This window comes from Cobetia sp. QF-1 (assembly GCF_002213105.1).
Lineage (GTDB): Bacteria > Pseudomonadota > Gammaproteobacteria > Pseudomonadales > Halomonadaceae > Cobetia > Cobetia crustatorum.
Genome location: NZ_NBVS01000003.1, coordinates 196,922 through 223,830, shown reverse-complemented (window position 1 = coordinate 223,830; position 26,909 = coordinate 196,922). Strand labels below are relative to the sequence as shown.

Genomic DNA, 26,909 nt, shown 5'->3' with positions numbered 1-26,909 from the left:
GGAGAGGGCCAGGCATTGGCCGACGACTCGAGGGAGAGATCATGAAGATCAAGACACTGGGTAGCACACTGATGATTGCCATGCTCGGCATTGGCGGACTGTCACTCGCGGGTTGTGAAGATGAAGGCCCGATGGAGAAGGCCGGTGAGAAGATGGATAACACCGTGGAAGAAGCGGGTGATAGCGTCGAGAACGCCACCGATAGTTAAGATGCGTGGCATGATGTTGCTCAGATAGTGGGCACGTCAGGCAGCATCAGAAACCGAGTCTCCCCATGGGGGCTCGGTTTTTTTGTGCCTGCTCTCCTGAGTCCTCCTGACGTGCCTCTGGTGATGATTGACGGTGCACTGCGTTCAGTACGACAAAGCCTCCGTCTCTTGCGAGGCGGGGGCTTTGTCGTATCTGGAAGGCAGATGTTTATCCGGCAGCGTTTGATCAGGTGGACGTTCTACGCAGAGGAGGACGTTTTACGCAGAGGCGGGCTGCTGCGTAGAGTCTTGTTCGCGCTCAGAGACCGCCGCCTGATAGGCGCGGTCTTCCTCGGCCTCAGTGGCGGCGCTGAAGCGTACCAATAGCGCGAACAGCGAGATCACGATCACGGCCATGCCCAGATACATCAGGCCTTCTTGATAGCTCAGCTCCTCACTGCGGAACAGGAAGCCAGCGGCGACAGCACCGGCGTTGCCACCCGCACCAACGATACCAGCCACCGCGCCCAGTGCCTTGCGGTTGATGAACGGCACGATGCCGAAGGTGGCGCCTTCCGCCATCTGCACGAACAGGCTGAACACCAGCATGATGCCAATCGCCACGGCGAGGGTTTCCATCTGCGCGAAGCCGACCAATGCCACGCCCTCACATAGCAGCGCGATGAACAGCCAGCGCACGCGGCCCTTGAGGCCTGATTGACGTGCGAACAGATCAGAGAACACGCCGCCCAGGGTGCGCGCGAACAGGTTCATCAAGCCGAACAGGCCCGCGATGAGGCCGGCGGTGGCGAGATCGAGATCGAAGTGATCGAAGAAGTAGATGGCGGCGACGTTGTTGATGGTCAGCTCGACCCCGAAGCAAGCGCCATAGACGAGGAACAGGGCCCAGACACGGATGTCGCGTGCGGCCGCGCCGAAGGTGGCGCGCATGCTGTATTCCTTCTCCGCCTTGGGTAGCTCGCCACGTTCTCGCAGATCACTGAAGTTGCCGTCCGGGGCATCCTGAGTGAAGAAGTAGTACGCGATACCAGTCAGGAACAGCACGATGCCCGGCACCACCATCGCCAAACGCCAGCCGAGGGTTTGCTCAACGCCCAGCATCAAGAGGCCCGCCATGACCAGCGGCATCAGAATCTGGGTGGTACCACCGCCGAGGTTACCCCAGCCCGCGGTAGTGGCATTGGCGGTGCCGACGACATTCGGGCCGAACATCACTGAGGTGTGGTACTGGGTGATGACGAAGGAGGCGCCAATGGCACCAATCGCCAGGCGGGCGAGGAAGAAGGATTCGAAGCTGTCGGCGAAGCCGATGCTCATCACTGGCAGTGAACCGAGGCACAGCAGCCAGGTGTAGGCCTTGCGTGGCCCGATGCGATCACATAACACGCCGATGGCGAGACGTACGATCACGGTGATCGCGACCGAGGCGATGATGGTATTGCCGATCTGGGTCTTGGTCAGGCCGAGGTCGTCACGCACGACCGCCATCAGCGGTGCAATGCCGAACCAGCCGAAGAAGCAGACATGAAAGGCGAACCACGACATGTGAAAGGCACGCATTTGCGGGGTTTTCAGGCTGAACAGCCGGATGCGGTTGGCCTTGTTGCGAATATCCATGAGTGCGGGCTCCTGATGCAGCGTCGATACCGAACACACGGTGAGTGCGTTCAGAGAATGGTCGAACGGCTGTTGAGAACAGCAGGGCTGCCTCGTCGTTGAGGTGCCGGGTTCGACGCACTCGTACTCATGGGAGCCTGGTCTACGTCATGGGCGTCACGATTCGAGAGCCAGATGACAGCACTCGCGTGACACTGTGTTTAACAAAGCAAGGACCGCGCCACTTGTGCCGGTAGTGACGGGGTAAGGCCAGCAATATCAATGAGTTGATGCTGAGTCATTGCTGTGTTCACCGCAGGGGCAGCCGGCATGAGCCAAGCGGCGTGCTCGTCTGCGGTGCGTGACGGTGCGATGGCGTACCAGTCTGGCGCACGATGATGGTGATCTAGCTGGCTTGCGTCATTGCTGTGCAGGGTAGGTGCGCGCAAAGCGCGCTACGGCATGGTTGCACCAGCATGCGGCACGATTCCTGCAACGTTCAGGCCATGTGGAAAAGTTGCCTGACACGTTCTGCCGAGGAAACCCTGACATGCCCGTGACTGTGCTGATCGTCGATGTCCGCAGCGAGCGTTCCGCCGCGCTGGAGCAGGCACTATTGAGTGCTGGCTTCGAGGTGGCGCTGCGTGTTGATGAACGCGAAGACCTGCATGCACTGGTTGAGCTGCATCAACCAGATGCCGTGATCATCGATGCCGACCTGCCCAGTCGCGATACATTGGAGCATCTTGGCCAGCTAGGACGCCGCTATCCCAAGCCGATGATCATGCTGGCCAGTGAGGATGCGCCGGATCTGGTGCGCGAGGCAGCAGGGGCGGGGGTGTCGGCGTATGTGGTCGATCATGTGATGCCAGCGATGGTGCGCACGATGGTCGAGGTCGCGATCACCAGTTTCGAGGCGCATCGTGCCTTGAAAGGTGAGCTCAACCGCACCCAGACGACCCTGGTGCAACGGCGCAGTGTCGATCGCGCCAAGGCGTTGGTGATGGAGAGCCGCGGGCTGGGTGAAGACGCGGCTTATCAGTATCTGCGCAAGACCGCGATGAATCGCCGCCTGGCACTGCACGAGCTGGCGGATGAGATGCTGAAAGCCACGCGTCGTACCGAGGGTGGCCGCTCTAGTGCTGGTTCAAGCGCTGGTTCGGGCCGGCATTGATTGATCACTGCTTGCGCCATTGTCTTTTATTACGTCTTTTCATGAGGTGTCTGTGATGCTCAGTGATGCACCCCTGAATGATCACCAGCTGACGCTGGGATTGATGCCGCTCAATGATGCTGCGCCCTTTGTGGTGGCTGAGCAGCTAGGGTTCTTCCAGGAGGAGGGGCTGTCGGTGACGCTCAAGTGGCAGCCATCGTGGGCAGCGCTACGTGATGACCTGCAGACCGGTGTCTTGCAGGGCGCGCAGATGCTGGCCTTGATGCCGCTGACGTCAACACTGGGGCTGGACGGGCGTGCGACTCCCGTCATCAGTGCCATGACCCTCAATCTGGGTGGCAATGCCATCACTCTGTCACGCGCGTTGATGACGCGGCTGGCCGAGGAAGGGCATGTGCTTGATAGCTCACTTGGCATTGCCTGCGCGCTGGGCGAGCACGTCAGGCAGCGCCGCCAACGCGGTGAGGCACCGTTAAGGCTCGCGAGTGTGCATCCGTTCTCCTCGCACCGTTACCTGCTGCGCTATTGGCTGGCGGCGGGCGGGATTGATCCCGATTCACAGGTCGATATGCGCGCTGTTGCCCCGCCACTGATGGCGGCGCAACTCGCCTCCGGAATTCTGGATGGTTTTTGTGTCGGTGAGCCGTGGAATAGCCTGGCCAGCGCGCAGGGCATGGGGCAGGTGGTCGCGGGTAGTCATGACATCTGGCGCTTCGGGCAGGAGAAGGTGCTGGGGGTGCGCGAGGACTGGGCGCAGCAACATCCGCTGGCTCATCAGGCGCTGATACGTTCACTGCTCAGGGCTTGCGCATGGCTGGACCGCCCCGGCAATCGCCAGCAAGCCGCCAGTTGGCTACATGACGAAGGCCTGCCCGAGGTGCCACTGTCGGTCATCGCGCATGGGCTCGAGGATGTCGATGTCGAGCAGTCGGTCGAGGACTATCAGCAGGCCAACGCAGGCTGGACGATATTCCACCGCTACGCCGCCAATTTCCCGTGGCGTTCGCATACCCGCTGGTATGTTTCCCAGATGCGGCGCTGGGGGCACCTGCATGGCATCAGTGAGCATGATATCGCCGCGACACTGACACGCTGTGTAAGGCCGGATCTCTATCGGATCGCAGCGCGCAGTCTGGGTCTGGTCGTGCCAGCAGTCGATGAGCGTAGCGAAGGCAATCATCCCGCGCCCTGGTGGCTGAGCGGTGAGGCGGGGCAGATACCGATGCCGGCAGATGGCTTTATCGACGGTGCTGTCTTTGAATGACAGGGCTCATCATTGAATCGCAGGGTGCGTGATTGGCAGGATTTCACAAGAAGAGGCCATGTGAAACCTGACTGCCCAGACATGTGGCCATATGGGTGTGATATTCTGAGGCCACTGTCAGTACTGCGTCAGGGGATCGCATGGCCACTCGCAAGTCTCAGATTCGCAAGGATAATGTCGGGCGTATTCTGCTCGCCGCCGAGAAGGTATTCGCACTCAAGGGCTATGTTGGCGCTAGCATGGTGGATATTGCCGCCGAGGTAGAGCTGCCCAAGTCGAATCTGCATTATTACTTCAGTACCAAGGAAGCGCTCTATCGTGCCGTGCTCGATGGCCTGTTGGCGCTGTGGAAGGAAGATGCACTGTGCTTCGAGGCCTACGACGACCCGCAGCTGGTGCTCTCCACCTACATTCGCGCCAAGATGATGCACTCGCGCCAGCGTCCTTACGGCTCCAAGGTATGGGCCAGCGAAATCATGCAGGGGGCGCCGGTGCTGGGTGAGGAGCTGACGATCTGGCTCGACGAGTGGGCCGAGATGAAGAAGTCGCGGCTGCGTAGCTGGATCGCTGAAGGCCGTATCGACAACGTCGATGCCTCCGCCTATCTGTACATGATATGGGCGAGTACCCAGCACTACGCCGACTTCGATCATCAGATTGCCGTACTCAATCGGGGGTGCGCGCTGAGTGATCGCGAGTTTGAGCAAGCGGTGCAGAATGTCACACGCGTGTTGCTGAAAGGCGTAGGGCTTTCTGCCTGAGGCGGACGATGATTACTCCTTGTGTTTAGCGTAAAGATAACGAAGTGTATTTCATGTTGTTTGTGATCACTCACAAGAAAGGGCTGCCATTGCTGGCAGCCCTTTTTGGTTTCCGGTCTTTTGACGCTCTCTCAGTGCCTTATCAGGCAGCGCGATGCGGGTTGCGCGGGTCTTCCATCCAGTTCATGTACGGCTTGCCGGTATCCTGCTCTTCCATGGTGATGCAGTTGTCCACCGGGCAGGTGATTTCACACAGATTACAGCCCACGCAGTCAGCGTCCTTCACCTCATAGCGTGCGGTGCCGTTGTCCTTGGCCAGATGCATGATCGCCTGATGCGAGGTGTCCTCGCAGGCGATATAGCAGCGTCCACAGCCAATGCATTTGTCCTGATCGATACGCGCGATCACCTGATAGTTCATGTCCAGGTGCTTCCAGTCGGTAGTGTTGGGTATCGCGGCGCGCGTGAAGTCATCGATCTTCTGATACCCCTTGCTGTCCATCCAGCGGCCCAACCCGTCCTTCATCTCTTCGACGATCCGGAAGCCGTGCAGCATGGCCGCCGTACACACCTGCACGCTGCCGGCCCCTAGCGCGATGAATTCCGCGGCGTCTTCCCAGTTGGAAATGCCGCCGATGCCTGAAATGGGTAGATTGGCCGTCTCTGGCGTGCGGGCAATCTCTGACACCATGTTGAGCGCGATAGGTTTGACTGCGCTACCGCAGTAACCACCGTGGGTGCTGCGCCCGCCGACGACCGGATGCGCAACCATGCGGTCGAGATCCAGATGGGTGATGGAGTTGATGGTGTTGATCAGCGAGACGGCGTCAGCACCGCCACGTAGCGCAGCCTGAGCCGGCAGACGCACATCGGTGATGTTGGGTGTCAGTTTGACGATGACCGGCAGTGAGCTGTACGTCTTGCACCAACGCGTGACCTTTTCGACATACTCCGGTACCTGACCGACTGCGGCGCCCATGCCGCGTTCCGGCATGCCGTGTGGGCAGCCGAAATTGAGCTCGATGCCATCACAGCCCGTGGCCTCGACCTGCGGCAGGATGGTCTTCCAGGCCTCTTCTTCGCACGGCACCATCAGCGAGACGATCAGTGCGCGATCCGGCCAGTCCTTCTTGACCTGAGTAATCTCGCGCAGGTTGATTTCCAGCGAACGGTCAGTGATCAGCTCAATGTTGTTGAAGCCGCTGACCTCACCATTCGGGCCATAGTGCGCGGAGTAGCGTGAGGAGACGTTCACCGCCGCCGGGTCTTCACCGAGCGTCTTCCAGACCACGCCGCCCCAACCGGCCTCGAAGGCACGTACCACGTTGTAGGCCTTGTCAGTCGGCGGCGCACTGGCTAGCCAGAAGGGATTCGGCGAGCGGATACCGGCGAAGTTGATAGAGAGGTCAGCCTTGTAGCTGGCGACATGATCATTGCTGGCGGCATCGTTTTCGCCAGCGCCTGCAGGGCGGGCGTTATCTTCATTGAGCGGGGTATGAATAGTCATCAGGCGGCCTCCACCTTGAGCATCAGATCGTGATGGATGGCCTCGGCGGCCAATTTGCCGTGAGCGACGGCTTGAACGGTGAGGTCTTGCCCGCGCGCGATGCAGTCACCGCCGGCGTAAACGCCCGGCAGACTGGTGCGCAGCATGGTGTCAACTTCAATCTTTGCCCCGCTGCGCGCCATCCCTGCGGCATGCACGTCGCTCAGGCTGGCGTCGTCAAAGCCTTGCCCGATCGCGGTAAATACGCCATCGCAGGCAAGTGAGAAGGTCTCGCCGCTGTCGATCAGACGGCCATCTTCTACACGGGTGCGCGCGAACTGCATGGCGCTGAGTTGACCGTCGGTATTGCTGTCGATGGCCAGCGGGCGCGCCCAAGTGTGAATCATCACGCCATTGGCACGCGCGATGTCCTGCTCGTGCGGGGTGGCGGACATCTGTGCTTCACCGCGACGATAGACGAGGTCTACGCTCTCGGCACCGAGGCGTTTTACCTGCACCGCAATATCGATGGCAGTGTTGCCTGCGCCGATCACCACCGCGTGTTTTGGCACCGCCAGTACGTTCAACTCGCTGCTCTGACGCAATACCTTGATGTAGTCCGTCGCCGCCATCAGACCGGGGGCGTCTTCGCCCGTCAGGCCCAGTGAGTGGCTGGTACCGAGGCCAAGGCCGAGGAAGACGCTGTCAAATTCACGTGTCAGCTCGGCAATGGCGAGATTGTCACCCAGGCGCTGGCCATGGCGAATCTCGATGCCACCGATTTCGAGCAGGAACTCGACTTCACGGGCGGCGAAATCATCGGTCAGCTTGTAGCGGGCGATACCGTATTCGTTCAGGCCGCCGGCTTTCTCTTCAGCCTCGAAGATCACCACGTCATGACCGAAGCGCGCCAGACGATGCGCGCAGGAAAGGCCAGCAGGGCCGGCGCCGACCACGGCGATGCGGCGCCCAGTGTGGGCTGCCCGCGTGAAGGGGTGTGATTCAAACTTGGCATTATCCAGCGCATGACGTTGCAGCAGGCCGATCAGTACCGGCTGGCACTCATCCCCCTGATTACGTACACAGGACTGCTCGCAGAGAATCTCGGTCGGGCAGACACGTGCACAGCTACCGCCGAGAATGTTGGCATCGAGAATCTCGCTGGCGGCGCCTTCGAGGTTGTCGTCGTGAATACGGCGAATGAAGGTCGGGATGTCGATGCTGGTCGGGCAAGCCTTGATGCAGGGCGCGTCATAGCAATACAGGCAGCGTGCGCTCTCGATGATGGCCTGGCGCTTGCCCAGCGCCGGATGAAGATCGGTGAAGCGCGCACTCAGCGCCTCTTCCTCGAACCCCGCGGGGGGCCAATGGGAAGGAGATGAGGATGTCGTCACGGTGTGGCTCCTGCCCGCGCTCAGGCGCGCGGGATGATTGTTGTTAGTTGTTATCAGGCGGTACGTCATTGAGCGTGTTGAAGGTTGTTGCTTCAGTTCGGGCTGAGAAAGAGCACAGCGCGTCAGGAGCGCTGCCAGATTAGGAGAATTAGCTGCGATCAACGGCAGTGACGGCATTCTGCTCGGCCCGCGCCTTGAGCTGATCGAAGACGCTGGGGTAGGGCGGGCGTTCGACATACTGGCCGTGGCCGCGGGTCGCGTGCAGTTCACCATCGCGCCAGGCCCAGTAGCCACGGCTGACGGTGTGGCGCGGGATGCCTTTGACGGTGCGACCCTCGAAGATGTTGAAGTCGATGTTCTGGTGGTGCGTCTTGGCGGAAATGGTGCGCTCGCCGTTCGGGTCCCATACCACCAGGTCAGCGTCACTGCCGATGCGAATCGCGCCCTTGCGCGGGAAAACGTTGAAGATCTTGGCGGCGTTGGTAGAGGTCAGCGCGACGAAGTTCTCAGCGGAGAATCGCCCCGTGTTGACGCCTTCATGCCACAGCATCGCCATGCGGTCTTCGACCCCGGCGGTGCCGTTGGGAATCTTCGTGAAATCGTCCTTGCCCATCTCCTTCTGCTCAGCGCAGAAGCAGCAGTGGTCGGTGGCGGTAGTCTGCAGATCGCCCGATTGGATGCCGCCCCACAGTGCCTGACGGTGCTCGAGCGAGCGGAATGGCGGGCTCATCACGTGGCCTGCCGCGAATTCCCAGCTCTTGTTCTGATAGACCTCTTCATCGATCAACAGATGGCCGGCCAATACTTCGCCGTAGACGGGCTGGCCGTGCTCGCGCGCGTAGCGGATCTCTTCCAGTGCATCGGCGGTGGAGACGTGTACCAGATACACCGGTGTACCCAGGGTGCCAGCGATGCGGATGGCGCGGCTGGCGGCTTCACCCTCGACCTGCGGTGGACGTGACAGCGGATGCGCTTCTGGGCCGGTGATGCCATCGGCCAGCAGCTTCTGCTGCAGGTGATAGACCAGCTCGCCGTTCTCGGCATGCACGGTGGGAATCGCGCCCAGCTCCAGACAACGCGCGAAGCTCGAGACGAGGGTGTCGTCCGGCGCCATGATGGCGTTCTTGTAGGCCATGAAGTGCTTGAAGCTGTTGACCCCGTAATCGGAGACCAGCGTCTGCATGTCCTGGCTGACGCTCTCGTCCCACCAGGTGACGGCGACGTGGAAGCTGTAGTCGCAGCACGACTTCTCGGCCCACTCGCGCCAGGTGTGATAGGCCTCCATCAGCGGTTGCTGGGGGGAGGGGATCACGAAATCGATGATCATGGTGGTGCCGCCGGCCAGTGCCGCAGCGGTACCGCTCTGGAAATCCTCGCTGGCCACGGTACCCATGAAGGGCAGCTGCATGTGAGTGTGTGGGTCGATGCCGCCCGGCATCACCAGGCAGCCGCCGGCGTCGATCACCTCGCAGTCAGCAGGGACGTCGAGGTCAGTGCCGATGGCGCTGATGGTCTCGCCTTCACACAGGATGTCGGCGACATAGCGTTCTTCGTGGGTCTGGATGCTGCCGCCCTTGATCAGGATTGCCATGGGTCTCTCCCGGCCGCGCTGAGCGGCCTTCAAAGCTTTGGATGTCAGGTCGATTGTTGTTCTGGTCTTTCCAGTTCTGGTCTTTCCAGCTCTGGTCTTTCCATTCAGCTCAGCCCGGACTTGCTCAGCTCATTACTCGCCATCGGTGAGGCGGGTGTAGGCATCCGGACGACGATCACGGAAGAACTGCCAGTTGTTGCGCACTTCGCGCACCATCGACATGTCGAGATCGTGGATCAACAATTCGTCGTCAGTGGCGCTGGCCTGGGCTTCGATCTGGCCGCGCGGATTGACGAAGTAGGAGGAGCCGTAGAATTCGCCGATGTCCCACGGTTGTTCGCGGCCAACGCGGTTGATGGCGGCGATGTAACAGCCATTGGCGGCAGCGGAGGCGGGCTGCTCAAGCTCCCACAGGTATTGCGATAGCCCCGCGACGGTGGCGGAGGGATTGAAGATGATTTCTGCGCCGTTGAGTGCGAGTGCTCGCCAGCCTTCCGGGAAGTGGCGGTCGTAACAGATATAGACGCCGATGCGTCCGTAGGCGGTGTTAAAGACCGGCCAGTCAGACTTGCCGGGCTTGAAGAAGAACTTCTCCCAGAAGCCTGCCACCTGCGGAATATGTGTCTTGTGGTACTTGCCCAGGTAACTGCCATCGGCGTCGATCACGGCGGCGGTGTTGTAGTACACGCCGGTCTGCACCTCTTCATAGATGGGCACGATGATCACCATCTGGTGCTTCTTGGCGTACTGCTGCATCAGGGTGGTGGTCGGGCCTTCCGGTACACGTTCGGCGGCGGCGTACCACTTGGCATCCTGGCTTGGGCAGAAATAGGGCTGATTGAAGACTTCCTGGAAGCACAGGATCTTGACGCCTGCCTCACCGGCCTGGTCAATCAGCGGCAGGTGGGCCTCGTTCATGGCATCGCGAATCTGAGCCGGCTCGAGATCAGTGGAAACATTGAGCCCCATCTGGATGACGGCACAGCGTAATTTGCCAGCATCTTCGGTGTAGGTGATGCGGGAGTCGTTTGACATGTCTTCCTCATCGGGCGCTCAAGCGCCGGGTTGTTGTTGTATTTACTTCACTTCCATGAGTCTTTTACTCAGAAGATAACGGACATATTCGTGGGTTGATCTGGCGCAACGTACAGGAAATATCCACGCACTTTTCAGGAATGATTCTCGATTAATAATCCTGTCTTGTCAGTCAGCTTACTGAACATTAGTCAGTGTTTAGAGGAACGGCAAGACGATAAAGGAATTAAATTTAATGATAGTTAACTAGTTGAATATAAAAGTGTTTTTATTTTTGTGACGCTTGTTTTCACCATTATGGTGCCATTTTTAAAAGCATGCACCTCATGTGGTATTAATAAAAATCACTCTATTTTCAATGAGTTGAGTTGGTTTATTGAGGTGTATAAATAACGCGCCTTGCACCGCAATAGAACCTGACCATACTGACGAGTGTTGCCTGACTAACAACATGACATCACAAGCCCATCCAATGGTCGTAACCTTGGATAAATCTCACAAGCTGTCTGTCTGGACAGGATTGATTTATGGGCGTTAATCAATGCTGCGGCATGACATTTGCCTGACTAAAGTGATGAAAGCGGCAGTGAGGGCAATTGAGGAAAGTAAGGAAAGTAGAGAAAGTAGGGAAAGTAGGGAGGCATGCAGAGGGCATCACGAAGCACTGTCACGCGTTACCAACAATAACAACAGCTGAAACAGGTGAGGACTCATGGCCCCGACACAGACGCGCTCGCACATGGTGCGGAGCAACGAGGAGATGATCGAGCTGGTAGTGGCAGAAGATGTTGCCGCCAGTCCGCGTTATAACGAAGATATCGCGCCGACCAAGAGTGCCGAGCGAACCTGGTCGCGCTGGAATATCGCTGCCCTGTGGGTCGGCATGTCGATCTGCGTACCGACCTATACGCTCGGTGGCGTGCTGACGGCCTACTTCGGGCTGAGTGTCAGCGAGGCGCTAGTGACAATTCTGGTCGCCAATATCGTGGTGTTGATTCCGCTGACCCTCAACGCCTTTCCCGGTACCCGCTTCGGTATTCCCTTCCCCGTGGTGCTGCGCTCATCGTTCGGCATCATCGGCTCCAACGTGCCATGCATGATTCGTGCGGTGGTCGCGTGTGGTTGGTTCGGTATCCAGACGATGTTCGGCGGGCTGGCGATTCATCTGCTGCTCTCGAGTCTCTCGGCAGACTGGAAGGCACTGGGTGGTGTCGGTGAGGTGATCGGCTTCTTCGTGTTCTGGGCGCTCAACCTGTTCGTGGTGATTCGTGGCGCGGAATCCATCAAGTGGTTGGAGACACTTTCCGCACCTCTGCTGCTGGCGGTGGGGGTGGGCCTGATGGTGTGGGCACTGCCGCATACTTCGATCAGCGAGCTGCTGGCTCAGCCGCCCAATCGTCCTGAGGGCGATGGTGTGGCGAGTTACTTCATGGCCGGTCTGACCGCGATGGTCGGTTTCTGGGCCACGTTGTCACTCAACATTCCTGACTTCAGTCGCTATGCCAAGAGCCAGAAGGACCAGATCGTCGGTCAGATCATCGGTCTGCCACTGACGATGTTCTTCTTCGCGGCCTTGGGTGTGGTGCTGACGGCGGCTTCCAGTTCGCTGGTTGGCGAAACCATCTCGGATCCGGTCAACCTGATCGGACGTATCGATAGTCCGGGCTGGGTCGCTATCGCCATGGTGCTGATCATCATCGCGACGCTATCGACCAACACCGCCGCCAATATCGTCTCGCCGACCAATGACTTCCAGAACATCGCCCCCAAGTTCATCAATCAGACGCGTGGCGTGCTGCTCACCGGTCTGGTCGGCGTACTGCTGATGGGCTTCGAGCTGATCAAGAAGATGGGCTGGATCGAGTCGGATGTCAGTCTCGAGAGTCTCTATTCCAACTGGTTGCTGGGCTATTCGAGTCTGCTGGGCCCCATCGCCGGCATCATGATCGTCGACTACTTCGTGATCCGTCGCCAATCCTTTGATTTGCCGGCGTTGTATCTGGATGGCGGTACCTATCCGGCCTTCAATCCGGCGGGTTTCATCGCCTTCTTCGTACCGGTGGGCCTGACGATGATCAGCTTCTCGCAACCTGCGCTGTCCTGGTTCTACGACTACGGCTGGTTCACGGGGTCGTTGCTGGGCGCGCTGGTCTATTTTGTTTCCAGCAAGCTGTTGGACAAGGCGCCATCGGTGGTGCTGCCGGCAGCCGGTAGTCCAAGGGCATATTGACTCGAGGCCGAGGGCGTATTGAATCGAAGTCATGACCAGGTGGAGGCGGTAAAAGAAGATACGGGGCTGCCGATTTGGCAGCCCCGTATCTTTGCTGGCAGGTCAGGCTCAGCTCTGTTCAGTCAGCTCGGCAGCGCAGAGGTACGGCCTTCAAAGCGCTCGACCATGAAGTCGACGAACTGACGCACCTTGGGCGACAGATGGCGATGGCGGGGATAAACGATCCACACGCCAGTGTCGCGTACCTGATAGTCGTCGAGCACTGCAATCAGCTCGCCACTCGCGAGATGAGGGGCCACATAGTAATCAGGCAGCTGGGCCAGGCCGAGGCCCTTGAGCGCCGCATCCAGTAGCGCTGGCCCTGAATTGGCCTGCCAGCTGCCACTGATACGTACCTCGCGACGTTGTCCCTCGACCTCGAACAGCCACTCACGCTTGGAGCCCGCCAGGCAACGATGGCTGGAAAGCTCGGCCAGCGTATGCGGGCGCGGCGCGCGCTGGAAATAGTCATGCGAGGCGATCACGTACTCGCGCCGATCGACCAGCCGCCGCGCGATCAGCGAGGAATCCTTGAGCACGCCCATGCGAATGGCGACATCGTAGCCTTCATCGATCAGCTCCACCGGACGGTTGGTGAAGTGCATCTGTACCTCAAGCTGGGGATGCTTGAGCTGAAAGTCATTGACCAGTGGTGCCACATAACGCTCACCAAAGGTGGTGGCGCTGGTCAGTTTAAGCACCCCGCTGGGGCGAGCATGGAAGTCACCGATGGCTTGTTCTGCGGCGCGAAAACCGTCAAAGAGATGGTGGCAGTGCTCGTAATAGACCTGTCCAGCATCGGTCAGGCGCGTCTGGCGCGTCGTCCGATAGAGCAGCTGAGTGTCGAGCTGAGCTTCCAGCTGGCTGATAAGTCGACTGACATGTGAGCTGGAGACCCCGAGATGACGGGCCGCACCGGAAAATGAACCGATTCTGACGACTTCCACAAAGGCTTCGATTCGGTCCCAGCGCTGCATGCCCGCTCCTTGGTCACTGTTGTTGTATGGCAATAATCATCTGAGTGTTGGCGACTTAATCCGGCCATGCTGACAGCGTAGACTGTGGGCCATGCCAAGCCGTCACACTCTATTGTCCTGAGCTGATGACGGTCAGTTTACCGTTATTGTTGCTCTCTAGGAGATATTGATGAAATCACGTGCTGCGATTGCGCTGGAAGCCGGCAAGCCGCTGGAACTGGTCGAGATTGATGTCGATGGGCCGAAGGCTGGCGAAGTATTGGTGCGCATCGTCAATACTGCCGTTTGCCACACTGATGCCTTCACCCTGTCGGGTGCGGATCCCGAAGGTCTGTTTCCTTCCGTGCTAGGTCACGAAGGTGCGGGCATTGTCGAGGAAGTGGGTGAGGGTGTGACGAGCCTGGTGCCGGGCGACCATGTCATTCCGCTCTATACCGCTGAGTGCGGCAAGTGCAAGTTCTGCCTCTCCGGCAAGACCAACCTGTGCAGCGCCGTGCGTGCGACTCAGGGCCGTGGCCTGATGCCGGACGGAACCTCGCGCTTCTCGCTGGACGGCAAGATGCTGCACCACTACATGGGCACTTCTACCTTCTCTGAATACACCGTGGTGTCGGAAGTCTCACTGGCCAAGGTCTCCAAGCAAGCACCGCTGGACAAGATCTGCCTGCTGGGCTGTGGTGTCACTACGGGTATCGGCGCGGTCATGAATACCGCCAAGGTCGAGCCGGGCGCGACTGTCGCCATCTTCGGCCTCGGTGCCATTGGCCTGGCTGCGATTCAGGGCGCGGTGATGGCCAAGGCCTCACGCATCATTGCCATCGACCTCAACGAAGACAAGTTCGATCTGGCGCGCAAGTTCGGTGCCACCGACTTCGTCAACCCGAGCAAGCTGTCCGTGCCGGTGCAGGAAGCCATCGTCGAGATGACTGATGGCGGCGTCGACTACTCCTTCGAGTGCATCGGTAACGTCAACGTCATGCGCGCCGCGCTTGAGTGCGCTCACAAGGGCTGGGGTGAATCCATCATCATCGGCGTGGCCGGTGCTGGCGAAGAGATATCCACCCGTCCGTTCCAGCTGGTGACCGGGCGAGTCTGGAAAGGCTCCGCCTTCGGTGGCGTCAAGGGCCGCACCGAGCTTCCGGGTTATGTCGATCGTTACATGAATGGCGCGATCAATCTGGACGACTTCGTCACGCACCAGATGCCGTTCGAGAAGATCAATGATGCCTTCGACCTGCTGCATGAAGGCAAGTCGATCCGTACCGTCCTCAGCTTCTGATTTTTGACGTTTCTCGTGCTGTGAACCATGAAAACGGCGCTATCAGAAAGGAGAGTACGATGACCGCGACCGAACAACTCGAGCTGGTCAGTGCCAACAAGGTGCATGGCGGCTGGCTCAAGCGTTACCGTCACCGTAGTGGCAGCCTGGACTGCGATATGGTGTTTGCCATCTATCTGCCGCCGCAGGCCGAACAAGGCCCGGTGCCGATGCTGTGGTGGCTGTCGGGGCTGACCTGCACCGACGAGAACTTCATGCAGAAGGCCGGTGCTCAGCGCATGGCCGCCGAGCTGGGCATTACGCTGATCTGTCCGGACACCAGTCCGCGTGGCGTGGACCTGCCCGGCGAAGACGAGAGTTATGACTTCGGCAGCGGTGCCGGCTTCTACGTCAATGCCACCCGTGAACCGTGGGCGCGCCATTATCGCATGTACGACTACGTTACCGAGGAGCTGCCCGCGCTGGTCAAGCGTCACTTCCCGGTGGATGGTGAACGCGAGTCCATCTCCGGTCACTCGATGGGCGGTCACGGGGCGCTGATCTGTGCACTGAAGAACCCGGGCCGTTATCGCTCGGTGTCGGCCTTTGCACCGATCGTCAATCCGTCCGCCTGCCCGTGGGGCGAGAAGGCCTTTTCGGGCTATCTGGGCGATGACCGCGCCCAGTGGGCACAGTGGGATAGTTGTGAGCTGGTGAAGCGGTCGCGTGAGAGCGGCGCTTCACGTCAGGAGCTCTTCATTGATCAGGGCGAGAATGATCAGTTCCTCGACAATGAGCTGATGCCTGAGCGTCTCGAAGCCGTATGTGCTGAGCACGGTCATCCGCTGATCCTGCGTCGCCATCCCGGCTACGACCACAGCTACTTCTTCATGGCCAGCTTCATCGAGGAGCATCTGGCCTACCATGCCAAGCATCTCCTGTAAGAGATGCTGCGTGAGTAGAGAGCGAGAGAGCACTACGATAGAAAATGCGTGAAAGATGAAAACGACAGGCCCCGCTTCGGTATCACCGGAGAGGGGCCTGTCACTTTTTTGTGACAGGAAGGCGTGAAATAGCCTAATCACGAGCAAAATTTATGCTGCGAGAACAGTAGCCAATCACACCGTTATTCTGTGCTGTACGGCAACGATGATTTGCTGCACAGCGGCGATTTAAAGACTGCGTGTCGGATAGCCGATGGTTTACTGTCGAGAGGTGGACAACGCACGACGTCCAAGCAGTGAATTGCGACACCCCTGACGTTATCGAATCGCTTGAGGTCGTATCTTAATCTCGAGAGTGCGTTCTGATAATGATCGTCGCCGCTGCTGGAACTGCCCCGTCATCAAGTCAGTTCCCTGCTGAGTGCCAATAATGACAATATCGCAGACCCCCGAAGGCACCAGTAGTTTGGGCGAGAGCACTTGATGCTCCGGTCTGCAACTCAGGCAGATTAGAAGAAGGAGTTCCCCCCATGGCACTGACCAGTGGCCGCTTCGACAGCGCATATAACCGTTCTCAGTCCGGCATGGCATCGGACGCCCGTCAGCCTCAGACCATCGGCTTCTTGTTGCTCGACAGCTTTACACTCATTTCGCTGGCGTCGGCGGTCGAGCCACTGCGCATGGCCAATCAGTTGGCGGGGCGTGAGCTGTATCGCTGGTACACCTTGACGCTCGAAGGTGCGCCCGTGCGTGCCAGCGATGGGTTGCAGGTGACCCCGGATATCTCCACCGAGTTCTGCCCACCGCTGGACATGGCAATCGTCTGTGGCGGTGTCGGCATTCAGCGTGCGGTGCAGCGTCCGCACATCAGCTGGCTGCAGGCGCAGGCACGTAGCGGTCGCCGTCTCGGTGCGGTGTGCACCGGCAGTTGGGCACTGGCACAGGCGGGACTGCTCGAAGGCCATGAGACCAGCATCCACTGGGAGTGTCTGGCGGCCATGCAGGAGGCCTTCCCGCGCGTGCCGCTGACCACGCGGCTGTTCTCCATAGACCAGGAGCGTGCCACCGCCTCTGGGGGAACTGCACCAATGGACATGATGCTGACCATGATCGGGCGTGAGCATGGCCGTGAACTGGCTGCCGGTATCTCCGAAATGTTCATCTGTGATCGCGTACGTGGTGAGCAGGACCAGCAGCGCGTGCCGCTCAAGCATGTGCTGGGCACGACCCAGCCCAAGTTGCTGGAAATCGTCGCGCTGATGGAGGCCAATCTGGAAGAGCCGATTGGTCTCGATGAACTGGCCCACTATGTGGATGTTTCGCGCCGCCAACTGGAACGCCTCTTTCAGCGCTATCTGCACTGCTCGCCGTCGCGCTACTACCTCAAGCTGCGCCTGACGCGCGCCCGCCAGCTGCTCAAGCAGACGGCGCTGTCGATCATCGAGGTGGCCTCAGCCTGTGGTTTCGTCTCTACGCCGCACTTCTCCAAATGCTACCGCGAGTACTTCGGGATGCCGCCACGCGACGAGCGACTGGGTAGTGAGCGCGGCACGAGCGTCATGGAAACGGCATGCCGTGCCGATGGTGATCATCGTCTGTCAGGTATTACCAGCCTTGAGGGGCTGCTGCACTCTGCGATTGGCAAGTCTTCACTGCATGTCGCCAACGAGGCGCCGGTCTCGTCAGCCATCCTGGCGCTGGCCAATGCGCGCGGAGAGCCGACCTACGCCAGCGTGCGGATCTGATCATGCGCAGCTGGCCGCACTACGCAAACTGAGCTGTGCAGGCTAAGTCGTGAAGACCAGTCGTGAAGACCAGCCGCGCAGGCTGAATCGTAATCCCAACGCCTCGTCCCTTTGTGGTCGGGGCGTTGTCGTTTCCAGATGATGGGTCTGCCTCTGGTACACTCGCTCGGCTCGTCGTACGCCATACTGAGCATTCACGACGACAAGTGCTGATGATGGCAGGCGTTGATCTCGGCAAGTGTTAATGACAAGGACGCGTGATGACACGCGCGACAGGGGATGGCGAGGGATGGCTCGAGGACAGACAAACAACAGCGACCAATCGGCAGGTGCACGGCGCGGGGCAATACGTCGGACGCCGGCGGCCATATCCATGCGACCCATGGAACGCCTGCGCTGGCTGATGCTATGGGTGCTCAAGATCACGGGCTGCTGGATGGTGGCCTGTGTCGGCATCGTCGTATTGCTGCGTTTCATGCCGTTGCCGCTGTCGATGGTGATGGTCGAGAAGTGGAGCTATGCCATGTTCTCGGGCCAGCCTGTGGCCTTGCAGCATGACTGGGTGTCAGCCAGTCATATCTCCAATAATGCGCGGCTGGCGGTGATTGCGTCGGAAGACCAGAAATTCCCTGATCACTATGGCTTCGATGTCGACCAGATCGTCAAGGCGATTGATGCGCGTCTGGCGGGGGAGCGGCTGCGTGGTGCCAGCACCATCAGCCAGCAGACAGCCAAGAACGTTTTTCTATGGAACGGGCGTAGCTGGGTACGCAAGGGGTTGGAGGTATGGTTCACCATTCTGATCGAAGTGATCTGGCCCAAGGAACGCATCCTTGAGGTCTATCTGAATGTCGCGGAATGGGGGCCGGGCGTGTTCGGGGTCGAGGCAGCTGCTCAGCATCATTTCAATACCGATGCGGCGAGTCTTTCGGCCTATCAGGCCAGTCTGCTGGCGGCGGTGCTACCTAACCCGATCCGTTTCAATGCCGGTAAGCCGTCGGCCTATATCCAGCGTCGCGCCAGCTGGACACGTCGTCAGATGAACAACCTCGGCATGGGCTATCTCAAGCGCCTGGACCAGCCGCGTGGCTGGTTGAGCTGGGAACTGCTGCCATCTCTCAAGGAGCTGTCGCCTGCGCGCTAGCCCATGATCTAGCCTGAAACGTTGAATTGATGACTTCACATGAAGCGCTGACGTGAAGGGTTGATCTGAAAGCCCTGATCGAACAACGACAACGCCCTGCCTTCGTTCTCGCATTCCTGCGAGTCACCGAGGGCAGGGCGTTGTCGCTTCTGGAGCCAGGGTGAGGCGGTGATGAATGCGTCGGTATGAGGGGAAACTAGACAAACACGAGACAAGAACGACAGTCGTGACGTGATCCGACAGCCGCGCGTCGCATCTGGCGTCAGGAGGTGAAGAGGGCAGGACTATGCTGGCGGAGTCTGCCGGTCATCGTGTGATTCCGGAGGCCCTGTCCGCCGGGTACGGGCAGTGACCTGACTTTCTGATCCGCCTGCCCAGCGCCGGAGTGCCACGATGTCTGACTTAACCACTTCTCCCTTCGGCGGGTCCGATGCGGCCCGCGCCATTCACGATGACAGTATCGTCATCGACGGTCTGGTGATTGCCAAGTGGCAGCGCGAGCTGTTCGAGGACATGCGCAAGGGTGGCCTAACCGCAGCCAACTGCACCGTCTCGGTATGGGAAGGCTTCCAGGCGACCGTCAACAACATCGTCAAGAGCAACCAGCTGATTGCAGAGAGCAGTGATCTGGTGATTCCGGTGCGCACGGCCGCGGACATTCGTACCGCCAAGGCCGAAGGCAAGACCGGCATCATCTATGGCTTCCAGAATGCCAATGCCTATGAAGACCAGATCGGCTATGTCGATGTCTTCAAGCAGCTCGGCGTAGGCATCGTGCAGATGTGCTACAACACCCAGAATCTGGTCGGTACCGGCTGTTACGAGCGTGATGGCGGCCTGTCCGGCTTCGGGCGCGAGATGGTCGCCGAGATGAATCGCGTCGGCGTGATGTGTGACCTTTCCCACGTCGGCTCCAAGACCTCCGAGGAAGTCATCCTCGAATCGAAAGTCCCTGTCTGCTATTCCCATTGCGCGCCCTCCGGTCTCAAGGATCACCCGCGCAACAAGTCCGATGCCGAACTGCGCTTCATCGCCGAGCACGGCGGGTTTGTCGGCGTCACCATGTTCACTCCCTTCCTCAAGGCCGGCGTCAACGCCACGGTCGACGACTACGTCGAGGCCATCGAGTACGTGATGAACCTGGTCGGTGAAGATGCCATTGGTATCGGTACCGATTTCACCCAGGGCCACGGTCAGGACTTCTTTGAGTGGCTGACGCACGACAAGGGTTATGCCCGTCGTCTTACCAGCTTCGGCAAGATCGTCAATCCGGAAGGTATCCGCACCATCGGTGAGTTCCCCAACCTGACTGAGGCACTCCTGCGTCGCGGCATGAGCGAGCAGCAGGTGCGCAAGATCATGGGTGAGAACTGGCTGCGTACGTTGGAAAACGTCTGGGGCGGCTGAGCCTTATTCCCTCTTCTTTTTCTCTTTCTCTCTTTCTCTCTTTCAGTGCTTCCTTTTACATCCCCCTTTTCTGACCCCTAGTGAGGATACCGATATGAGCAAGATGGCCCCTGAACTGCCGATCGAAGTGGATAGCGAGACTGGCGTCTGGACGTCCGATGCACTGCCGATGCTGTATGTGCCGCGCCACTTCTTTATCAACAATCATGTCGCGGTGGAAGAGGCGCTGGGCGCAGAGAAGTATGCCGAGATTCTCTACCACGCCGGCTACAAGAGCGCCTGGCACTGGTGCGAGAAGGAAGCCGAACTGCATGGCCTGGTCGGCGTGGAAGTCTTCGAGCATTACATGAAGCGTCTGTCGCAGCGCGGCTGGGGCCTGTTCATCACTGAAGAGATCGATCTCGAGTCAGGGACCTGCAAGGTGCGTCTTGAACACTCCTGCTTCGTCTATCAGCAGGGCAAGACCGGCACCAAGCTTGAGTACATGTTCACCGGCTGGTTTGCGGGTGCGATGGACCAGATTCTGGCCGCACGCGGCAGTGAGCGGCGCACCGTCGCCGTCCAGACCCAGAGCGGTGGTGAGGAAGGCTGTGATGTCGGGTATTTCGAGGTCGCTCCCGGAACAGTGTGACGTTTTCACATCAGCCACTCTTGCGGCATCTCATCACGTTTCATCACGACATCTCGCATCATCCGCTTCTGCACGGCTATTCGCGGACATCATCCATAACGATAACGTAACGCCTGAGTGTCGCCTTCCCTGACAGGCATGACGCCTGACTCATTCCTTGCTGATGGAGAGTCAGGCGTCCTTGCAGAAGGCGGCATTCCCCCCGGCGAGGAGCTTTCACCATGGCATTCGACGCACTCTTCCAGCCGATCGAGATCGGCAAGCTGACCATCCGCAACCGCGTCGTCAGTACCGCCCATGCCGAGGTGTATGCCACCGATGGCGGCATGACCACCGAGCGCTACGTGCGCTACTACGAAGAGAAGGCCAAGGGGGGCTGTGGCCTGTGCATCTGTGGCGGCTCCTCGGTGGTCTCCATCGATAGCCCGCAGGGCTGGTGGAGCTCCGTCAATCTGTCGACTGACCGCATCATTCCGCATTTCCAGAATCTGGCCGATGCCGTGCACAAGCATGGTGGCAAGATCATGATCCAGATCACCCATATGGGCCGTCGCTCACGTTGGGACGGTTTTGATTGGACCTCGCTGGTGTCGCCGTCCGGCATCCGTGAGCCAGTTCACCGCTCCACTTGCAAGACTATAGAAGTGGAAGAGATCCAGCGTATCATCGCCGATTTCGCTCAGGCCGCCCGCCGCGCGAAAGAAGGCGGCCTGGACGGCGTCGAGCTGTCCGCCGTGCACCAGCACCTGATCGACCAGTTCTGGAGCCCGCGCGTCAACAAGCGCACCGATGAGTGGGGCGGTACGTTTGAGGGCCGCATGAAATTCGGTATCGAAGTGCTCAAGGCGGTGCGTGCCGAGGTCGGTGACGACTTCGTGGTCGGCATGCGCATCTGTGGCGATGAATTCCATCCTGATGGCCTGTCTCACGATGACATGAAGCAGATCGCAGCCTATTACGACGCCACGGGCCTGCTCGATTTCTTCGGCGTGATCGGCTCCGGCTGTGATACCCACAACAGCCTCGCCAACGTCATTCCCAACATGTCCTACCCGCCGGAACCCTTCCTGCATCTGGCCTCTGGCATCAAGGAAGTCGTGTCGATTCCGGTGATCCACGCCCAGAACATCAAGGACCCCAATCAGGCCGAGCGCATCCTGGAAGGCGGCTATGTCGACATGGTCGGCATGACCCGCGCACACATCGCTGATCCGCATATCATCGCCAAGATCAAGATGGGCCAGCTCGACCAGATCAAGCAGTGCGTCGGTGCCAACTACTGCATCGATCGTCAGTATCAGGGCCTCGACGTGCTGTGCATCCAGAATGCCGCCACCTCGCGGGAATACATGGGCCTGCCGCACGAGATAGAGAAGACCACCGGTGCCACGCGCAAGGTCGTCATCGTCGGCGGTGGCCCAGCAGGCATGGAAGCGGCCCGCGTATGTGCCGAGCGTGGCCATGCTGTGACGCTGTTCGAGGCGAAGGAAGAGCTGGGTGGCCAGATCACCACAGCGTCCAAGGCACCGCAGCGGGATCAGATCGCTGGCATTACGCGCTGGTATCAGCTGGAACTTGCACGCCTGAAGGTCGATTTGCGTCTCGGCACGCGTGCCGATGAAGCGACCATCCGCGACCTGCGCGCTGACGTGGTGATTCTCTCGGTCGGCGGACGTCCGTTCATGGACCAGTTCGCGTCCTGGGGCTATGACGAAGATCCGGCCAAGAGCCTGATCGTCTCCTCGTGGGATGTCCTCGATGGAAATGTCGCACCGGGCAGCAATGTGCTGATCTACGACAGCATCTGCGAATTCTCTGGCGTGTCGGTAGCCGACTATCTATCTGACAAGGGCGCCAAGGTCGAGATCGTCACTGACGACATCAAGCCTGGCGCCGCCGTGGGTGGCACGACCTTCCCGACCTATTACCGCAGCCTGTACGCCAAGGAAGTGGTGATGACCTCCGACATGGTGCTGCATGAGGTCTACCGCGAAGGCGATGGGCTGGTGGCGGTACTCGAGAACGAATACACCGGCACCTTGGAAGAACGCGTCGTCGATCAGATTGTGGTCGAGAACGGCGTGCGCCCCGATGAAGCGCTGTACTACGCCTTCAAGGAAGGCGCGCTCAACAAGGGCCAGATCGACGTTGAGGCGCTTTACGCGATCACCCCGCAGCCGTGCTTGAGCCAAGCCACTGACGGTGACGACTACCTGCTGTTCCGTCTCGGCGACTGCAATGCACCGCGCAACACCCACGCCGCCATCTACGACGCCCTACGCCTGTGCAAGGATTTTTGATCGCGTCGTCTGACACGTAGGTGGGAGGTTTGACCATGAATGAAACAGTCTTGAGAGAAACCGTCTTGTCGGTGTTGATCTTTGCCGCCTTGGCGCTGGCCGCCATCGGCGCGGTCAAGCGTATCGGCATGTGGCGGCAGGGGCGGGCGGATGCCACGTCGATGAGTGTGGGTGAGCTGATCGCAAGCCTTGCGAAGATACCGCGCCGCTATGGGGTGGATCTGCACCACGTGGTCGCGCGGGATCGCTACATGGCCAACACTCATGTCGCCACTGGCGGTGGCTTCGTGGCGGCGGCGCTGCTGATGGTAGTGGTCTACGGCTTCGGCATCGACTCCGCCTGGCTGGGGGGGCTGTTGCTGCTGGCCAGCGGCGCGATGTTCGGTGGCGCGCTGTTCGTGCGTCGCCGTCGCCTCGATCCACCGGCACGCCTGTCGCGTGGCCCGTGGATGCGTCTGCCCAAGAGCCTGTTGGTGTTTTCGGCCAGCCTGTTCGTGATGAGTCTGTCACTGGTGCTGCCGGAAGGTGTCGGCGGCATGATCTCCGGTGGCATCGTCGGGCTGGTGCTGATTGCCGGCATTGCCTGGGGGCTGTGGGAGATGGTCGTCAGCATGACCGGTGGCGGTTCACGCACGGCTGGCCCGATGAAGCATGCCTTCGCTGGTGCATTGCATCTGGCCTTCCACCGGCGCCCGGCACGTTTCAGCACCCGTGACAGCGCCGGCATTCGCGACAGCGCCCTGCTGCCGCTGGATCTTTCCAATCCCGAGGCACCGCTGGGCGTCGGCAAGCCTTCCGACTTCAACTGGCGTCAGCTGCTGGGCTTCGATGCCTGTGTGCAGTGCGGGCGTTGTGAAGCGGTATGCCCGGCCTTCGCGGCCGGTCAGCCACTCAATCCCAAGAAGCTGATCCAGGACATGGTGGTCGGCATGGCGGGGGGCAGTGACGCCGCCTACGCCGGTTCTCCCTATCCGGGCGACGAGCCGAAGCGCGCTGTCGGTCAGCATGGCGGCGGCCCGCAGCAGGAGATCGTCGGGGCATCGCCGTATGCTCGGCCGGCAGGTCAGGCAGCGTCTTCCGGACCGATCCAGATCAAGGCGGCGCAGGATGCTTCTGGGGCGAAAAGTGACTCTGACAAGCTGATCCACGAATTCAAGGTGCTGGTCGAGCCAGAAACCCTGTGGGCCTGCACCACCTGTCGTGCCTGTGTCGAGGAGTGCCCGATGATGATCGAGCACGTCGATGCCATCGTCGACATGCGTCGTCACATGACGCTGGAGCACGGCGCGACACCGGGCAAGGGCGTCGAGGTGCTCGACAATCTGATCGCCACTGACAACCCGGGCGGCTTCGCGCTCGAGGCGCGTCTGCATTGGGCGGCAGACCTGAACCTGCCGCGTATCGCCGAGGTGCAGGCGGCACGGGAAGCGGCGCGTGATCCGCGTCCGGTGGAAGCGCTGCTGTGGCTGGGCGATGGTGCCTTCGACATGCGCAATCAGCGCACGCTGCGTACCTTCGTGCAAGTACTGCGCGCGGCCAAGGTCGACTTCGCCATCCTCGGTGCCGAGGAGCGTGACAGCGGAGATGTCGCACGCCGTCTGGGTGATGAGGCCACTTTCCAGTCGCTGGCCAAGCGCAACATCGAGACACTGTCGCACTATCGCTTCGCGCGCATCATCACTTGTGATCCGCACAGCTTCCACGTGCTGGGGCGCGAATACGCGGCCTTCGGGGGCGACTATCTCGTCAATCACCACACCAGCTACATGAACGAGCTACTGGCGGCCGGCCGTCTGAATCTGGATGGCGGCAAGCTGACCCACCTAGGTTCCGTCACCTGGCACGATCCCTGTTATCTAGGGCGTTACAACGGCGAATTCGAAGCACCGCGCACACTGCTGGCAGCATTGGGGCTGGAAGTGCGCGAGATGGAGCGTTCCGGGTCTCGTTCACGCTGTTGCGGCGGCGGCGGCGGGGCACCGGTGACGGACATTCCCGGCAAGCAGCGGATTCCGGACATGCGCATGGGCGATGTACGTGAGACGGGCGCCGAGGTGGTTGCGGTGGGCTGCCCGCAGTGCACCGCGATGCTGGAAGGTGTGGTGGCGCCGGCTGGTGAAGCCGAACCCCAGGTGCTGGATCTGGCGGAACTGATGGCGCGTGCACTGGTGCTGACGGGACCTTCGTCCAGTGACCCCAAGGCATCGATGATACCTCAGGCGGATACGGAGGTGGCGGCATGACCACTCATCGTGACGAACACTCAGCTCTACCGCGGCGTAATCCGCGCCTGGAGCAGCAGGCGCGCAATCGCCTGCATCCTGAGCATCTCACTGCCTTGATGGCGCTCGGCAAGGGAGCCGTTGGCCCTCAGGAGCGCTGGCTTGGACCGAAGGGCGTGATGCGCCGCAATCCGCATGTCGGGCACTTCATCGCCACCAATGGGCGCAAGCGTTTCGATCGCAGTGGGCGCACCGGGCCTGCCGCGGCGGGCGCTGGAAATTCAGCGGTTGCGGTCAAGGCAATCGTCCTGCCGCTGATCGAGATCGAATCTCCCGCCTTCCTGATCGCGGTGGTGCCGGACATGACCAGTGGTCGGATTTCGAGCCACGACCGCGATGTGCTTGGCCTGGCGCGCCAGATTGCCGATGCCGACCCCGCCCATCAGGGCGCGGTACTTGCCGTTACCTTCGGCACGCTGCGCGATGGTGGGGATGAGTCTGATTCAGCAGGACTCGGCGCGGCAGGGGTTGATCGCTGGATGCACTTCAGTGACACGCTGCATGACGGCTACGCGCCGCTCACGCAGCTGGCGGAACTGGAAGCCATTGATGGTGAGCTGTCACCACGGCTATGGCTGTTGCCGGAGTCGCGTACTGGCGGTGGTGAGCGGGGACGTCGACTCGGTGCGCGGCTGCTGTGCAAGGGTGATGCTTCGGCGCGCCCCAGCGGCAATGTCTATCAGCTCGATGGTGATCTGGCAGCGGTGGGACGTGGTGAGTGTGAACAGCTCTCCGTCACTGGCCGTAGCGGCAATGGTCAACAGGATCTGACGCGCCCGCTGACGCGTATTCTGCTCTGTGAGGCTGAATGCGCCGAACCGGTCGAGGATGTGCGCCATGCGGCAATGCCGCTGATGCTGGAGGATGAAGAACGCACAGCGGCCAACGATGGCAGCGCCGTCATATCGTCGCCATTGATCGAAGACCTGGGGCCGGTAGCGGTCGATCCTTCCGCCATCGCGCTAGGCGAGGCCGAATTCATTCTCTCGGCGGGCAACGGTATTCGTGACTGGGATGGCTTCCATCATGCCGCGCAGGTGCTCGGCGCGACCGAAGGCGCCTCGCGCGTGGCAGTCGATGACGGCTTCATGCCGCGCGTACGTCAGGTGGGCGCGACCGGTACCTGGGTAACGGCACGTGTCTATGTGGCGGTGGGTATCTCAGGCGCCATCCAGCATCTGCAGGGCATTCAGCGCTGCGACAAGGTGGTGGCGATCAATCTCGACGGTGGCTGTGACATGGTCAAACGCGCCGACCTATCGGTGATCGGGGATGCCGAGGCGATTCTGGCAAGCCTGTGTCAGCAGCTTGAGGCAGCACGCGGACCATTGTCGGATGCTGATCAGGTTGATGCACTGGCGTCAGGTACCGCATCAGCGGCTTCTTCCGTCACATCGGCATCGCTTGCGGCCAACGCAGCCTGATATTGCCCGGGACTGCCT

General features: G+C 60.2%; 20 protein-coding genes. 14 read left to right on the top strand and 6 right to left on the bottom strand.

Features of this window, described 5'->3' with window-relative positions:
• Positions 1-41 precede the first annotated feature (41 nt).
• Positions 42-209, top strand: a complete 168-nt coding sequence (locus tag CFN46_RS17560; protein WP_169734518.1) for a hypothetical protein — start codon at positions 42-44, stop codon at positions 207-209.
• 258 nt (positions 210-467) lie between these two features.
• On the opposite strand, the gene CFN46_RS07365 is transcribed toward CFN46_RS17560, so the two are convergent.
• Positions 468-1,826, bottom strand: coding sequence for an MFS transporter (locus CFN46_RS07365; protein WP_088743137.1), 1,359 nt, complete (start codon positions 1,824-1,826; stop codon positions 468-470).
• 529 nt (positions 1,827-2,355) lie between these two features.
• Between CFN46_RS07365 and CFN46_RS07360 the strand changes: the two genes are divergently transcribed.
• The 3 genes from CFN46_RS07360 to CFN46_RS07350 all read left to right on the top strand — a co-directional run bounded on the left by CFN46_RS07360 (position 2,356) and on the right by CFN46_RS07350 (position 5,004).
• Complete coding sequence (locus CFN46_RS07360) at positions 2,356-2,979, top strand: ANTAR domain-containing response regulator (protein WP_088743136.1); 624 nt, start codon at positions 2,356-2,358, stop codon at positions 2,977-2,979.
• 55 nt (positions 2,980-3,034) lie between these two features.
• Complete coding sequence (locus tag CFN46_RS07355; protein ID WP_088743135.1) at positions 3,035-4,243, top strand: CmpA/NrtA family ABC transporter substrate-binding protein; 1,209 nt, start codon at positions 3,035-3,037, stop codon at positions 4,241-4,243.
• Positions 4,244-4,383: 140 nt separating this feature from the next.
• The gene (locus CFN46_RS07350) at positions 4,384-5,004 is read left to right on the top strand and encodes a TetR/AcrR family transcriptional regulator (RefSeq protein WP_024952059.1); all 621 of its coding nucleotides are present in this window, start codon (positions 4,384-4,386) and stop codon (positions 5,002-5,004) included.
• 142 nt (positions 5,005-5,146) lie between these two features.
• Here CFN46_RS07350 and preA read toward each other — a convergent pair whose 3' ends face one another.
• The 4 genes from preA to CFN46_RS07330 form a co-directional block, all read right to left on the bottom strand.
• Positions 5,147-6,511 carry an NAD-dependent dihydropyrimidine dehydrogenase subunit PreA gene (gene preA, locus CFN46_RS07345; RefSeq protein ID WP_088743134.1) on the bottom strand — a complete coding sequence of 455 codons (1,365 nt, stop codon included), beginning with the start codon at positions 6,509-6,511 and terminating at the stop codon, positions 5,147-5,149.
• The gene (locus CFN46_RS07340) at positions 6,511-7,884 is read right to left on the bottom strand and encodes an NAD(P)-dependent oxidoreductase (RefSeq protein WP_254918429.1); all 1,374 of its coding nucleotides are present in this window, start codon (positions 7,882-7,884) and stop codon (positions 6,511-6,513) included. The genes preA and CFN46_RS07340 overlap by 1 nt, the downstream gene beginning before the upstream one ends.
• 148 nt (positions 7,885-8,032) lie before the next feature.
• On the bottom strand, positions 8,033-9,475 hold the full coding sequence (gene hydA, locus CFN46_RS07335) for a dihydropyrimidinase (protein WP_088743133.1): 1,443 nt from the start codon (positions 9,473-9,475) through the stop codon (positions 8,033-8,035).
• A gap of 132 nt (positions 9,476-9,607) precedes the next feature.
• Positions 9,608-10,510 (bottom strand): nitrilase-related carbon-nitrogen hydrolase, encoded by a 903-nt coding sequence (locus tag CFN46_RS07330; protein ID WP_024952055.1) that lies wholly within the window; start codon positions 10,508-10,510, stop codon positions 9,608-9,610.
• Positions 10,511-11,270: 760 nt separating this feature from the next.
• On the opposite strand from CFN46_RS07330, the gene CFN46_RS07325 reads away from it, so the two are divergent.
• Entirely contained in the window at positions 11,271-12,740 is a 1,470-nt protein-coding gene (locus CFN46_RS07325) for an NCS1 family nucleobase:cation symporter-1 (RefSeq protein ID WP_246116454.1), read from the top strand.
• 122 nt (positions 12,741-12,862) lie between these two features.
• On the opposite strand, the gene CFN46_RS07320 is transcribed toward CFN46_RS07325, so the two are convergent.
• Positions 12,863-13,756, bottom strand: coding sequence for a LysR family transcriptional regulator (locus CFN46_RS07320; RefSeq protein ID WP_024952053.1), 894 nt, complete (start codon positions 13,754-13,756; stop codon positions 12,863-12,865).
• Between the two features lie 169 nt (positions 13,757-13,925).
• Here CFN46_RS07320 and CFN46_RS07315 point away from each other — a divergent pair, with 169 nt between their 5' ends.
• From CFN46_RS07315 to CFN46_RS07275, 9 genes are all read left to right on the top strand, one after another.
• Positions 13,926-15,035, top strand: coding sequence for an S-(hydroxymethyl)glutathione dehydrogenase/class III alcohol dehydrogenase (locus CFN46_RS07315; protein WP_088743132.1), 1,110 nt, complete (start codon positions 13,926-13,928; stop codon positions 15,033-15,035).
• Positions 15,036-15,094: 59 nt separating this feature from the next.
• Entirely contained in the window at positions 15,095-15,958 is an 864-nt protein-coding gene (gene fghA, locus CFN46_RS07310; RefSeq protein WP_088743131.1) for an S-formylglutathione hydrolase, read from the top strand.
• 584 nt (positions 15,959-16,542) lie between these two features.
• Positions 16,543-17,703, top strand: a complete 1,161-nt coding sequence (locus CFN46_RS07305; RefSeq protein ID WP_088743240.1) for a GlxA family transcriptional regulator — start codon at positions 16,543-16,545, stop codon at positions 17,701-17,703.
• A gap of 373 nt (positions 17,704-18,076) precedes the next feature.
• Entirely contained in the window at positions 18,077-18,847 is a 771-nt protein-coding gene (mtgA, locus tag CFN46_RS07300; RefSeq protein ID WP_051510894.1) for a monofunctional biosynthetic peptidoglycan transglycosylase, read from the top strand.
• A gap of 393 nt (positions 18,848-19,240) precedes the next feature.
• Complete coding sequence (locus CFN46_RS07295) at positions 19,241-20,254, top strand: dipeptidase (RefSeq protein ID WP_051510892.1); 1,014 nt, start codon at positions 19,241-19,243, stop codon at positions 20,252-20,254.
• 94 nt (positions 20,255-20,348) lie between these two features.
• Complete coding sequence (locus CFN46_RS07290; RefSeq protein ID WP_024952047.1) at positions 20,349-20,885, top strand: DUF5943 domain-containing protein; 537 nt, start codon at positions 20,349-20,351, stop codon at positions 20,883-20,885.
• Between the two features lie 221 nt (positions 20,886-21,106).
• The gene (dgcA, locus tag CFN46_RS07285) at positions 21,107-23,185 is read left to right on the top strand and encodes a dimethylglycine demethylation protein DgcA (RefSeq protein ID WP_088743130.1); all 2,079 of its coding nucleotides are present in this window, start codon (positions 21,107-21,109) and stop codon (positions 23,183-23,185) included.
• Positions 23,186-23,220: 35 nt separating this feature from the next.
• The gene (locus CFN46_RS07280; RefSeq protein WP_088743129.1) at positions 23,221-25,428 is read left to right on the top strand and encodes a (Fe-S)-binding protein; all 2,208 of its coding nucleotides are present in this window, start codon (positions 23,221-23,223) and stop codon (positions 25,426-25,428) included.
• On the top strand, positions 25,425-26,891 hold the full coding sequence (locus CFN46_RS07275) for an electron transfer flavoprotein subunit alpha/FixB family protein (RefSeq protein WP_088743128.1): 1,467 nt from the start codon (positions 25,425-25,427) through the stop codon (positions 26,889-26,891). Before CFN46_RS07280 ends, CFN46_RS07275 begins: the two co-directional genes overlap by 4 nt.
• Positions 26,892-26,909: the final 18 nt, after the last annotated feature.